The organism is Aliiglaciecola sp., from assembly GCF_039982535.1.
Classification (GTDB): domain Bacteria; phylum Pseudomonadota; class Gammaproteobacteria; order Enterobacterales; family Alteromonadaceae; genus Aliiglaciecola.
The window spans coordinates 153,172-167,044 of sequence record NZ_JBDWYG010000075.1 but is presented as its reverse complement, the minus strand read 5'-3'; the positions used below and the strand labels follow the sequence as shown (position 1 = coordinate 167,044).

Here is a 13,873-nt window from a genome sequence, read left to right as displayed (position 1 = left end):
TCCGAAAATAGATTAATTACAAAGAACCATGCACTGGCGAAAGCCGCTAAAATTAGACACCTTCAATCATAAATTCTATTGCTGCTTTAATATCATCATCAGAGCAATCGCCACAGGTTCCTCTTGGAGGCATAGAGCCAATTCCGTTTAGTGCGTTATGCAAAACTTCATCGATTCCTTTTTCCAATCGTGGTGACCAATCGGCTGCATCGTGAAGCTTAGGAGCGTTTAATACACCTGATGCATGGCAAGCGAAACAAGCGGTATTATAAATGTCTTCACCAGAGCGAGGACCAGAAGCGGCAGCTGAGTCAGCTTTAGCACCAGCAACATGTACTGAACCAACAGGTTCGATGCGGGACTTGATATCTTCATCAGACATGTTTTGCGCTTGTACGGCAAACATCAAAAAACTTCCAACTAACACGCTCAACAACGCTTTTAATTTCACAATAATCTCCAACGATCTAAATTTAAATTCTAACGTTCACTAAAGAATAACAAATTATAGCGAGTTATTGATACTGAACAACAATTTACTTTGAAATTGCTATTTATCTTCACTCTAATTTGGCTAATCCACAGAGTTTAACTCTTTTTGGCGTCTTCTAACCAACAATAAGTGTTAATTTAGCCTTAAAAAATGACAAATTTTTCATATTTTTAGGTTTGTTAGTTTGTTTGACCCAAACCCTAATTAACATTTCGCCTAAGTTTACACGAAAAAACATCTAAAAATTTTAAGAAATAGTATAAATATGTATTGCACAACTTTAGTAAAGACCCATATTAATTGAGACAATTGGGTTTACTTTTGCCAATTCACCTAACAGTTAATTTCAGCATCTACATTCCGTGAGCATTTATCACGATAAAAAGGAGTAATGAATGTTAAGAATATTTCTATTTCTAGGCACCAATATAGCGATTATTGCATTGCTAAGTCTGACATTTAGCCTTTTGGGTTTTCAAGGGCTTCTAGCGGAAAATGGGGTTGATTTAGATTTAACCGCATTGATGATTTATTCAGGTGTTATAGGCTTTAGCGGTGCGTTCATTTCTTTGTTCCTATCAAAATTTATGGCTAAACGGTCTATGGGCGTGCACGTTATTGAACAACCAACGGACACAACACAGCGCTGGCTTGTTGATACTGTTCGTCGACAAGCTGAAATGGCCGGTATTGGTATGCCAGAGGTGGGTTTATTCAATAGTCAGTCGCCCAATGCCTTTGCTACCGGATGGAATCGCAACAATGCGTTAGTCGCGGTTAGCACAGGGTTGCTAGCCCACATGAATAAGAATGAAGTTGAAGCGGTTCTAGCTCACGAAGTAAGTCACGTAGCTAACGGTGATATGGTGACCATGACGTTAATTCAGGGAGTCGTAAATACTTTTGTGGTTTTCCTATCTCGGGTTATTGGACACATTGTTGACCGAGTTGTTTTCAAGGTTGAAAGAGGTCATGGACCGGCTTTCTGGATAGTCTCTATCATTGCTGAAATTATTCTTGGCTTTTTAGCTATGACCTTGGTTATGTGGTTTTCACGATATCGGGAGTTTAGAGCCGATGAAGGTGGCGCAAAACTCGCAGGTAAGGCAAACATGATTGCTGCTTTGGCAAAATTGAAGAGCTTTCAGGGTACTCCTGATATGCCTGATGAAATGGCTGCTTTTGCAATCAACGCAGGTAAAATACAAAAGTTATTTTCAAGCCACCCTCCATTGGAAAAGCGTATTGAAAACCTTAGAGCTGGCTAAACCAGCTCTGCTAGGTTTTTTAAAGCTTAATATATTTACTAAGCTTCAATAATAAACGAGCACTAGTTGTTTCAAAAATAATCTAAAAAGCAAAACTGGTTTGTACTCTGCCTTGGGCACTAGGTTGTCTATTTCTCGATTTTGCTAACATTCTCAAGTTATCTAAACGATTGATTAAATTATCAAATTGTTTATCACGAGCAGCTCTGTCTTTATTTTTTTGATTGATCCTTTGTTGCTGTATTTCACAGCGAGTGGATTCGCATATTGAATCGTGCAAGTTAACTAATTCATTTGTCATAACGTCCTCTCAATAATTTAACTGTGTTTTTATACAGTATACAATCGAATGAAATTTAGTCAATAAATCGCTCAATTAATTATCAATAAAGTTGCAGGCTTCTCTATGTTCTGTTGTTTAAAACCCGATCCGTATGCTCAGATTCTCGTTTAACTAATATAAAGGTGATTATCATTTTCGTCGGCAGTGACATAACCATGCCTACTGCTACACAGGCTGCACTAATAATGATTCCTTGTACTCCCATTTCGTCAATGGTCTGATTAAAAAGGTGTAAATAAATGCCAAGGGTGATTAAACATAGACCTGAAAACATCACCACTTTAAGTAAAGTCATGACCCTTGAGTTTGTCATGGAGGGGACTCCCTTATTCTAAAACCTTGTTTAGTATTTAATCAGTTAGTAGTTAAATCATATTGATCTGGGTCAGTGGAAACGTAAATATTCTGATTAGAATTAATCTTATTGTCTTTTGAGGTTTATTTTAACGGTGTTATTTAGTGCTCCATCACAAACAAATAATTAACAATGAGAACTTTAAAAAAGTGTGCTTCAAACAACAAAAAATCACTGTTTGTTGTTAATTATTAGTTAATAATCGCTTATTTATGGATGACTAAAAATTTAATTCCCCCACCTGATTCATAGACTATTAATCACCCCGAATATGATAAAGCTGAGCTAATTCAATAGTTTAGGTTTGTGTTGTTGAGTGTTTTAGTTGCGGTTTTTGTAAATTATTAGTTAATAACTTTGTCAGTTTTGATGATTATGAGTTGACGGTCTGATTTTCGTACTCTATTCTAATGAAAGCGCTTACATTTAGCTTGTTATTACAATAACTTTACAACTTTTGGGTGGCAAGAGCAGGAAGTGCGCAAGTAAAAGTGTGGTAATGAGTACAATCAAGTTAGTTTTTTGGGAGAAAACAACATGACTAAAATACGGTTTGCAAAAACCCATCTAGCAAAGAGTCTGTCGCTCGTTTTAGGAGCTTCGCTGTGCGCACCGCTTGCCGCGCAAGAGGTCGAAGATGTCGAGGTTATTCAAGTTACGGGATTACGTGGCAGTTTACAGGAAGCTGCTGCAATTAAACGTTCGTCTGCGGGGGTTGTTGATGCTATTTCCGCTGAAGATATAGGCAAATTTCCAGATACAAACCTCGCTGAGTCGTTACAACGAATAACCGGTGTTTCCATTAGTCGTTCTAATGGCGAAGGTTCTGAAGTGACGGTTCGGGGTTTCGGCGGCGGAAACAACATGATTACCTTAAATGGTAGAACCATGCCGGCAGCGATAACCTATGGTGCGGGCTCAGGGGCCGATGGCACAACTCAAAGTGGAAACACTCGGTCATTTGATTTTGCAAACTTAGCCTCAGAGAGTATTAGAGCTGTTGAAGTCTACAAAACAGGGAAGGCCAATATAGCCACCGGCGGCATTGGTGCAACTATTAATATTATTACTGGCAAGCCTCTCGATCAAAAGGGCTTTGTTGCAACCGTTGGTGCAAAAGCAGTGCATGACACTACTAATCGTACAGGCGACGATTTAACCCCAGAGCTTTCTGCGATTATGAGTTACGCCAATGACGAAAAGACTTTTGGAGTTAGTTTGTCTGCTGTTCACCAAGAACGCGACTCAGGTTATACCGGGGCAACGGTAAATAACTGGAATATTGACTATTGGGATGATATTGCTGATCCAGACAGAATGTGGAACAACGCTGACGCCAATTATATTAATGCGCCAGAACAAGGGCAGCTTTACGCTCGCCCAAATGATATCCGCTATGCTTTTTCTAATACTCAGAGAACTCGTGACAACATGCAATTAACCTTGCAGTTTGCACCCACCGATGATTTTAAAGCATCACTTGATTACACCTTCGCAGAAAATGAAATAGTAGAACAGCGAGGTGAAATAGGTAACTGGTTACAAATTGGAACTAATACGGGCACCGTTGAGTTTGATAACTCGGCAGTAAAAACACCTATCTACATAACCGAAAGTTATGCTGGCGGCGTTGACGAGGGTTACGAGCAACAATGGCGTGAACAGACTAATACACTAGACTCAGTGGGCGTAAACTTTGAATACAATGTGAATGATGATTTTAAAATCATGTTTGATGCTCACGATTCAACGATGCACAGTCGCGGCACAGGTCCTAGAGGTTCTGGTGAACTGGCGGTAGGTTTAGGGGCACCAATAGTCACTTCTAGAGAATGGTTCTGGGATGGCGATTTGCCCACTTATAGCAATGTATATGATGACAGTATCCGAGGCGCAAATAACAATGGCCAAGTGGATCCTGGTGATGTTGGTTCATCAATTGCTCGAATAAGAAACGCTAGTCAAAAGTCTAGCATTACTCAATACAAGCTGGATGCAACTTACTTCCTTGATAGCGGACATTTCGACTTTGGTGTTGAAGCGCGTGAAATGGAGTCTCGTTCATTTCAAACCGCAGGTAACAATATTGCCTTGGGTAACTGGGGGGTTGCTAATCCCGGAGAGTTCGGTGATTTGATTCAACCATTTGATTTGCCGGGCGAGTTCGATGACTTTTCGACCAACCCAGGTGGTTATGGTTTTATTGCTAATGCGCCTGATTTATATACGGCAGCTGAAACACTATACCCAGGTATTCCAAGTGGCGTTGAAGATGCGTTGTCATTTGATGATACGATCCAAGAAGATACCCTTGCTGCTTATGTGCAAGTCTCCTTGGAAGGTGAGATTGGCAAAATGCCATTTAGCATCTTAACCGGTATTCGTTATGAAACGACGGATGTGACTTCAACTTCACTCATTAGTCGTAACTATTTCCAATGGGAAGATAATAATGACGTGGTGGCTTACGTTGATGGTTCTGAAACAAGCTATGTTTCAGCAGATAGCGACTATGACTTTTTGCTACCCAGTCTGGATTTAAAACTGGAAATTCAAGATGATTTGATTGGACGCTTCTCGTATAGCAAAACTATCGCGCGCGCAGGATTTGGTAGCTTAGGTGTTTCAGCCTCAAACTTTGCGGGCGGTGGTGGTTCAACATTATTGGGAGCACAGCCTACAGCGGATGCATCAAATCCAGCGTTATTGCCTTTAGAGTCGTCTAACGTCGATTTATCCTTGGAATGGTACTACGATGAAACCAGTTATGTGTCAGCCGGCTTGTTTCAAAAAAATGTGGTTAACTTCCTAGGTAGTCGTCAAGTTGATCAACCACTATTGGGGATTCGAGACGTAACTGGAGGCCCTCGCGCCGAGGCGGCAGCCCAAGCGTTAGCTGATAGGGATATTGCGTTAGATGATACTTCCCTTTACGCGATGATGGTCTTACTCAGTCAACCCGAAGCTTTCCCTGGAGGCGCTGACGATTACACTGGTACGCCTGAACAAATTCAACAATTAGCAGAAACTGATGGTTGGGATTTGGTCGCCAATGAGGATGATCCTGAAGTTATTTTCCGTACCAACACTCCAGACAATAATCGCGCTGCAAAAATTTATGGTGCTGAATTTGCGGTACAACATTTCTTCGGTGATAGTGGTTTTGGTGTACAGGCAAATTATACGGTCGTGCGCGGTGATGTTGGGTTTGATAATGAAGCTGATCCCAATCAGTCGCAATTTGCTTTAGTTGGTTTGAGTGACACAGCTAACTTAGTGGCTATGTATGAGAAAGATGGCTTCCAAGCCCGTCTTGCTCTCAACTGGCGTGATAAATACCTGGCTGAGGTGAATAAAGGCAGTTCGAATAACCCACGTTATGTAGAGTCTTATACTCAACTTGATGTGAATGTTAGCTATGATATTAACGATCATTTCACGGTATTCTTTGAAGGTTTAAATATTACCGAAGAAGACATTCGTGAACATGCTCGAAACGAAACCCAATTATGGTACGCCACCGATTTAGGTGCTCGTTATCAAATGGGCGCTCGTTATAAGTTTTAATCATACCCAACCTTGGCAACAACACAGCAAGTGTTGTTGCCTTTATCTCTAGCCGCAAACTATTGCGGTTTTTAAGGATAATGGAATAGGATATGAAGATGCTGCAAACTGGTTTTTATATTTTATAGGCTTCGGTATGAATAATTTGATTTTTAGTTTGCTGATTCGAAATAGCAAATAAGTAAAAATTAATCGAGGGAAGATAATGGCTAAACATGTGCTTTTGAATAATGTGCATCACAAAGACACTAGGGTTCTTGCTCATTATGCTAAGGAATTTGCCGATGATGTTGCCAGCGTATTGGTTTTTCCACCGGAATTTGTCGAGTTACAAAAAGAGTATCCAATATTCTTTCAACTAGACCAACAAACGAAAAAATACCAGTGTGTTGTTATGCTTGGTTTGCAAAAAGATGAAAACCTTTTTCTAAGTAACACCACGCCCTCAGGTTGGGACGCGGATTACATACCAGCGATGATGGAACGTGGGCCCTTTCTTATCGGTTTTCAGCAACAAGATCCTCTTTCTGACCCCTCTCCGGTTATTCACATTGATATGCAACATCCCAAAGTGTCCAATGATAAAGGGCAACCCTTGTTTCTAGAACACGGTGGCAACAGTCCTTATTTGAACCATGTTGCAACGCGTTTACAGTCCATCCATGAAGGAATGGCTATTCAAGATAAGATGTTTACTGGCTTCACGTCTTGCGATTTGATTGAACCGGTTAACATTGAGTTTGATTTAAACAATGGCGAAAAGTGCAAACTAACTGGGAATTTCACCATTAATGAGGAGAAATTAGCTGCCCTATCAGCAGATCAACTATTTGAACTCAATCAATCTGGGGCTTTGCAGTTGGCATACGCAGTTGTGGCATCTGTCACTAATGTTAGAAAGTTGATTGAGCGCAAAAATGCCAAGCTTTCATAAGATATCTGGCTTCCATAAGCAGTGCCTTAATCGCCTAATAAGTCGAGCTTAGAATTCAGATGTTAAGTATCAGCAAACAAACTGAAGCTATTATCCATTGCCAGCCAGGTGAAATACCCAATGATATTCATCAGTATCAACATCCTGTGGTACTTAAAGGCTTGGTTAAACATTGGAAGCTGGTTGAGGTTGGCTTGCAATCTCCGCAAAAAAGCGTTGATTATTTAAAATCGTTCTACAATGGAAAGCCGGTATTTGCTTATTTCGGAGAGCCCGCAATAGATGGGAAGTATGCCTATAACGAAAATGCGACTGAACTAAATTATGAGTCTAAAAAAGCACGAGTAGATGAGGTTTTAGAACTAATAATTGAACACCTTTATGACCAACAACCACCTAGTTATTACATTGCCTCAAACGTTATTGATGCTAACTTTCCGGGGCTAGGTGATGAAAATAATTTGCATATTCCTGTCACCTCAAAATCATCCGCCACGGAATCACCGGTAGCCAGTATCTGGATTGGCAATAGATCCATTGCCCGATGTCATTATGATGCGTCCGACAATATTGCCTGCGTGGTTTCAGGAAAGCGCCGTTTTATCACTTTCCCACCGGATCAAATTGCTAATTTATATCCAGGACCCTTAGCGCCTACCCCTGGGGGACCTGTCATTACAATGGTCGACTTACACAATCCAGACTTCGAAAAATACCCAAAGGTTAAACATGCTTTAGCTGTGGGACAAGTGGCAGAGTTAGAGCCTGGCGATGGTATCTATATCCCTAGTATGTGGTGGCATCAAGTCGAAGCACTAAGTTCCTACAATATTTTAGTGAACTATTGGTGGAGTGATGCAGAAAAATATATGGGCGCAGCGATGAATGTGCTGTATCACGCAATGTTAAGTCTTCGCGATAAACCGGCACATGAAAAAGCGGGTTGGAAGCACATATTTGATTACTATATTTTTGGCGAGGGGGAGCAACCAACCGAACATTTACCGCCCGAAGCACAGGGCTTCTTAGCGCCTATGGATGAAATGATGTCTCGTCAGCTTCGCGCCATGTTAATCAATAAACTAAATCGATAAATGGACCTTTAAACGTGAACAGAAAAATTAAGAATGTGGTCATCGCAGGAGGCGGAACGGCAGGTTGGATAGCCGCAGCGGCCTTGGCTAAACAGATGCCGTCAGTGATAAATGTGACTTTGGTAGAATCAGAGGAAATTGGCACAGTTGGCGTTGGGGAAGCAACCATTCCTCCTATGCGTGTGTTCAATAAACTTTTAGGCATTGATGAGTCACAGTTTATGAGGGAAACCTCAGCCACCTTTAAATTAGGCATACAGTTTGATAATTGGGGGAAGCAAGGGGATAGCTACATACATTCGTTTGGTATGACAGGAAAAGAAAGTTTTATCGCGCCATTTCATCATTTTTGGTTGTATGGGAAAGAGCAGGGAGTTGCTAAGGACTTTGGCAAGTACTGTTTTGAACTAGAAGCTGCTAGGGCTAATAAGTTTGCCCTATCGGACAAATTATCCATCAACTATGCATACCATTTAGATTCGAGTAAATACGCCGCATTCTTACGTAAGTTTAGCGAATCTCGCGGGGTGAAGCGTGTTGAAGGTAAAATTGCAGAGGTAAATAAGAACCCGAAAAATGGATTCATTTCTAGCTTGAAATTGGACTCTGGACAGCTGATTGAAGGTGACTTCTTTATCGATTGTACTGGCTTCAGAGGTTTGTTAATTGAGCAAGCTTTGCATACAGGATATGAGGATTGGTCTCATTGGTTGCCCTGTGACAGCGCAATTGCGGTACAAACTGAATCAACCGGGGAAGTCGCCCCTATTACTCGGTCTATTGCCCATCAAAGTGGCTGGCAGTGGCGAATCCCATTACAGCACAGAGTTGGCAATGGCATAGTTTATTGCAGTAAATTCATGAGCGATGAAGAGGCGAAAGCATATCTTCTTGCAAATATCGAAGGGCAAGCGATTACCCAACCAAGAGTAATTAAATACCGAACGGGTCGACGTCGAAAACATTGGAATAAAAACTGTTTAGCTCTGGGTTTAGCCAGTGGTTTTGTTGAGCCTCTTGAATCAACCAGTATCCATTTGATCATGATGGGTATTATTCGCTTACTTAGGCTTTTCCCCTGTGGAGAAATATCTGATTCGGTAGTCAACGAATACAATCAACAAGCTACCGATGAAATCGAAAAAATTCGCGACTTTATCGTGTTGCACTATCATGTCACGCAGCGCCAAGACAGCGAATTTTGGCGACATTGTAAAAACATGGAAGTACCAGAGAGTTTAGCCCATCGAATCAGGTTGTTTGCTGATCACGCCCACGCTTTTCAAGCTGATGGTGAATTGTTTAGGGTGGATTCTTGGACCCAAGTAATGCTTGGTCAGGGAATTGAGCCCAAACAATATCATCCTAGTGTTACCGCAATGCCAGTGAAAGAGTTGGAAAAATTCTTAGCGTCGATGGAACAATCAATAGCCAACGGCGTTGCTCAGCTTCCTAGTCATCAAGACTTTATTCAACAGTATAGCCAACAAAACAAGTAGCCATGTGTAGTTGGCAATAAAATCAATTAAATTAGATGTTTATGACTCTTTAACTTAGCGATTTACATTTTTTTAACCTTAAGCATTGCTTTTTGAAGCTGATCCAACTAACCTAAATGAAAGCGCTTTCATTTGTCAGTTTAGCCAAAACTTTAAGCAGTTACGACAAAGTTTTTAAGCGCTTTATCAATGCTAAACCTGTAAATAGAAACCGATTAACCATTAACTAAAATTAGTAAATATCAAATCATGAATAAGCTTTCCTTACCATCGTCATCAAAATTACTGAACCAAGACTTCGTGTTCGGTGTTGCTACCTCTTCATTTCAAATTGAAGGGGCTGCGGATAGCCGATTAGAATCCATTTGGGATACGTTTTGCGCCACGCCAGGAAAAATTTCAGATGGTTCTAATGGCTTGGTAGCCTGTGAACATATAAAGTTTTGGCAGGAAGATGTGGAGTTGATCGCGTCTTTGGGTGTTGATGCTTATCGATTCTCTATTTCTTGGCCTCGGGTGGTTAAAAAAGACGGTACGTTAAACGAAAAAGGTATGCAGTTTTATATTGATTTAGTGGACGAGTTGCTTAAGCGCAAGATTAAACCTTTTGTCACTTTATATCATTGGGATTTACCTCAACACCTAGAAGAGCAGGGTGGTTGGTTAAATCGTGAAACTGCCTTTCATTTCGAACACTACGTGAACCTAGTGTCAAAAGCCCTAGGCGATCGTGTTTATGCTTATGCCACTTTAAACGAACCTTTCTGTTCAGCTTATTTAGGTTACGAGAGTGGAGAGCATGCGCCGGGCAAAAGCGGTCAAGGAAACGGCAGAAAATCAGCACATCATTTATTACTCGCCCACGGTTTAGGCATGCGAGCCTTGCGTCGCAACTGCCCTGACACTTTGGCGGGTATCGTACTTAACTTCACCCCTTGTTATCCTGAGACTCAGGCCGATACCGAGGCCACCAAATTAGCCGATGAGTATATTAATCAGTGGTATATGCGTCCTGTAATGGAAGGTCTATATCCTGATGTGATAGATCTCATCGAGCCACAAAATCGCCCAGATATCTTTCCTGGTGATATGGATTTAATTAGTCAACGATTAGACTTCTTAGGGGTTAACTTTTATACCCGTTTAAAATATCGTAGTGATGGCAAAGGTTGGTATGAAGAGTTACAACCAAAAGGTGTGCCTACCACTGATATGGGCTGGGAAATCTATCCAAAAGCACTTTCTGAATTATTAATATCACTGCATCAGCGTTATACGTTGCCACCTATTTACATTACTGAAAATGGTGCGGCTATGCAGGATGAAATAAAACAAGACAAAGTGAATGATCAAGACAGAATAGATTACTTTCAGTCCCACCTTAACGCAGTTGACTATGCCAATGAGCAAGGAGTGGATATTGCTGGCTACTTTGCCTGGAGTTTAATGGATAACTTTGAGTGGGCAGAAGGCTACGAGAAGCGGTTTGGGATTGTATATGTTGATTACCTTACTCAAAGTCGCACTATTAAAAACAGTGGGTTGGCATACAAGCAACTAATCACAAGTAGGTCGTAAATTATGCAAAGCCAAGTAAGCAAGTTGCCGATAATTGAAAAGGTCGGTTATGCCATGGGAGACGCTGCCGCCAATTTAGTTTGGCGTGGCGCGCTTGCATATTTGGCGGTCTTTTATACTGATACTTTTGGTTTGACTGCTGCTGCGGCCGCAATGTTATTTTTAGTGGTGAGGTTATCCGATGGTATCACCGATATCATTATGGGAATGATTGCCGACCGAACAGAATCCCGTTGGGGCAAATTTAGACCATGGATTTTATTCTCCACACCCTTATTGGGCCTTTTCATGGTCTTATGTTTTACCACTCCAGATTGGTCGGCAAGCAACAAGTTAATCTACGCCTATGTGACTTACATTGGTTTAACCCTTTGTTACACCCTTAATAATGTCCCTTATTCAGCGTTAATGGGGGTGATGACTGAATGTGATGTCGAACGCACCAGTCTCTCTGCATATCGGTTTGCTGGGGCATTTCTTGGCGGTCTATTAGTGATGGGGTTTTTACCCTATTTTGTTGACTTATTTGGCCAAGGTAATGATGTGCAAGGCTATCAATCCACAATGTATCTGTTTGCAGGGTTATTAGTCGGGCTCATGGTTTTTACCTTTTTATCCACCAAAGAGCGGGTGAAACCTGTTATCAATAACAGCACGGGTTTGAAAACTGAACTTTGGGATCTGAGCAAAAATCTGCCCTTCATTTTATTTCCTTTAATGAGCATAACAGCGTTTTTCTACTACCGTAATCTAATCACAGGAATATGTTTTGCCGTTGTAATGCTTGGTACTTGGCTGCTGATTAAACGCTTTTTGGCTAAGCCCCGAGAGCAAATCAGCTCGACTCAACAAGATATGATTGATTTGATAACCAATAAACCATGGTTAATTTTATTAGGTATGGGGTTTTTAACCATGATGTTTAACGGCATTAAATATGGTGTGATTGCCTATTACTTTAAGTACGTAATCGGTGATGAGTTAATGACTGGGCAATTTTTTGTTGCCTTGCTGGTGGTATCCATTTTTGGGGCATTGAGTACATCTTATTTAGCGCGAATTTTTGGTCGTCGACTGTTATTTATTGGTTCTTTACTCATTGGTAGCGGATTTACTGCCTGTTTTTACTGGATCCCCGAGGGCAATGTCACCTTAGTGTTTGTATTAGGTTGTTGTGCCGAGTTTTGTGCTGCTATTTTCCCAACATTGTTTTTTTCAATGTTAGGCGATTCTGCAGATTATTCAGAATGGAAAAATGGGCGAAGAGCAACGGGCTTAGTCTATTCAGCAGGCACCTTTGTACAAAAAACCGGAGGCGGTTTTGCTGGCGCGTTAGTATTGGTTGTGCTGTCTAGCTATGGTTATGATGGCATGAACCCCAGCACTGTGGCAGATAGTCTACCTGGCATTAAACTGCTAATGAGCTGGATACCTGCGTTTTTTGGTGTCGCAGCGGCAATTTTGATGTTGTTTTATCCTATTACTGATAAACAACAGCAACGAATCACTTTAGAGCTCAAGGGACAAAGAGCGTTGGTTTAGGCCGTTGTTTGTTAGCTAATATCACTGACACTAGCCTTTTCACAACACACATCGGATGTTTAGAAATGCCAAACAAATAACCATTACAAGGTGGCGATTGTATAGTAGGCTAGCTATCCTCTAGTCTGTGGGCGAAAAATAGCAAAATTTATGGCAACGATTTACGAAGTGGCAAAACATGCTGGCGTGTCTTTAGCAACAGTTTCCAGAGTCATGAATGGCAATGTGAAAGTACGAAAAAGTACTAGCGACAAAGTCATGAGTGCAATGAAAGAGCTTGGATATGTGCCTAATAACTTTGCTCGTTCACTGGCATCAAATAAAGCAAATAGTATTGGCCTGTTAGTGTCTAATCTGCATAGTTCCTTCTTTGGACAAATGATGAGTGGTGTGGAAACTGAATTAAGAGCGGCTGGTAAGCACGTGATTATTTCAGCCGGCCATGATGAAGAAGCAGAAGAAAAAGACGGTATAGATTTTCTTATTAGTCGGCAATGCGACGCATTGATCGTTCATTCCGAAGCCATTTCTGACGAATATTTAATAGAGCTAAATAAAACCAAACTCCCCATTTTAATAATGAATCGTGTTGTTGAAAGCATGCAAGAGCAGTGTTTCATCGTCAACAACCAAGCTGGTGGTTATATGGCCGCTAAAACCCTTCTGAAACATGGTCATAGAGACATAGCTTATATTAGCGGCCCAACTTACAAGGACGATACTAAACAACGTTTAATTGGCCATAAACGAGCGTTAGAAGAATATGGTGTTGCCTTTAACGAGAAGCTTCATTATGTGGGAGATTATTTAGAAACCGGTGGTATTGCAGGGATGAATTATCTGCTTAGCTCAGGACAACGTTTTAGTGCATTAGCATGTTCTAATGATGAGATGGCATCAGGAGCCATGAGTTGTGCCAGAGAGCATGGTTTAACCTTGCCTGAAGATCTATCGGTAATTGGTTTTGATGACGTGTTATTTGCCAAACATATGTTTCCCAAATTAACCACTATTGATAACCCAGTTTTAGAAATGGGCAGAATGGCAGCCCAATGGGTATTAAAATATGTGTATAAAGAGTCTGACCAAGACATTCAGAGAGTATTCGAGCCTAAACTCATTGAGCGTTTATCAGTGATTAAAAAAGCTTAAAAGTTCCTCCTTTTATTATTTCTTCGACGCAATTTGAGGTAACCAAAA

The 13,873-nt window shown here is 41.0% G+C and carries 11 protein-coding genes; 8 read left to right on the top strand and 3 right to left on the bottom strand.

The window, feature by feature from the left end:
* Window positions 1-52: 52 nt before the first annotated feature.
* Window positions 53-451: a cytochrome c5 family protein gene (locus tag ABJV04_RS20440; RefSeq protein ID WP_348493514.1), complete on the bottom strand. Its 399-nt coding sequence runs from the start codon at window positions 449-451 to the stop codon at window positions 53-55.
* Window positions 452-888: 437 nt separating this feature from the next.
* Here ABJV04_RS20440 and htpX point away from each other — a divergent pair, with 437 nt between their 5' ends.
* Window positions 889-1,761, top strand: coding sequence for a protease HtpX (htpX, locus tag ABJV04_RS20435; RefSeq protein ID WP_348493512.1), 873 nt, complete (start codon window positions 889-891; stop codon window positions 1,759-1,761).
* 82 nt (window positions 1,762-1,843) lie between these two features.
* Here htpX and ABJV04_RS20430 read toward each other — a convergent pair whose 3' ends face one another.
* Complete coding sequence (locus ABJV04_RS20430; protein ID WP_348493510.1) at window positions 1,844-2,062, bottom strand: hypothetical protein; 219 nt, start codon at window positions 2,060-2,062, stop codon at window positions 1,844-1,846.
* Window positions 2,063-2,165: 103 nt separating this feature from the next.
* On the bottom strand, window positions 2,166-2,417 hold the full coding sequence (locus ABJV04_RS20425; protein ID WP_348493508.1) for a hypothetical protein: 252 nt from the start codon (window positions 2,415-2,417) through the stop codon (window positions 2,166-2,168).
* Between the two features lie 579 nt (window positions 2,418-2,996).
* Between ABJV04_RS20425 and ABJV04_RS20420 the strand changes: the two genes are divergently transcribed.
* The 7 genes from ABJV04_RS20420 to ABJV04_RS20390 all read left to right on the top strand — a co-directional run bounded on the left by ABJV04_RS20420 (window position 2,997) and on the right by ABJV04_RS20390 (window position 13,825).
* A complete protein-coding gene (locus ABJV04_RS20420) occupies window positions 2,997-6,026 on the top strand; it encodes a TonB-dependent receptor (RefSeq protein WP_348493506.1) in 3,030 nt (1,009 codons plus the stop codon).
* Between the two features lie 205 nt (window positions 6,027-6,231).
* Window positions 6,232-6,960: a SapC family protein gene (locus ABJV04_RS20415; RefSeq protein ID WP_348493504.1), complete on the top strand. Its 729-nt coding sequence runs from the start codon at window positions 6,232-6,234 to the stop codon at window positions 6,958-6,960.
* 59 nt (window positions 6,961-7,019) lie between these two features.
* Window positions 7,020-8,054, top strand: coding sequence for a cupin-like domain-containing protein (locus ABJV04_RS20410; RefSeq protein ID WP_348493502.1), 1,035 nt, complete (start codon window positions 7,020-7,022; stop codon window positions 8,052-8,054).
* A gap of 14 nt (window positions 8,055-8,068) precedes the next feature.
* Window positions 8,069-9,553: a tryptophan halogenase family protein gene (locus ABJV04_RS20405; RefSeq protein WP_348493501.1), complete on the top strand. Its 1,485-nt coding sequence runs from the start codon at window positions 8,069-8,071 to the stop codon at window positions 9,551-9,553.
* Window positions 9,554-9,802: 249 nt separating this feature from the next.
* Window positions 9,803-11,131 (top strand): GH1 family beta-glucosidase, encoded by a 1,329-nt coding sequence (locus ABJV04_RS20400; protein ID WP_348493499.1) that lies wholly within the window; start codon window positions 9,803-9,805, stop codon window positions 11,129-11,131.
* A 3-nt stretch (window positions 11,132-11,134) separates the two neighbouring features.
* Window positions 11,135-12,673, top strand: coding sequence for an MFS transporter (locus ABJV04_RS20395; protein ID WP_348493497.1), 1,539 nt, complete (start codon window positions 11,135-11,137; stop codon window positions 12,671-12,673).
* Between the two features lie 150 nt (window positions 12,674-12,823).
* On the top strand, window positions 12,824-13,825 hold the full coding sequence (locus tag ABJV04_RS20390) for a LacI family DNA-binding transcriptional regulator (protein ID WP_348493495.1): 1,002 nt from the start codon (window positions 12,824-12,826) through the stop codon (window positions 13,823-13,825).
* Window positions 13,826-13,873 lie beyond the last annotated feature (48 nt).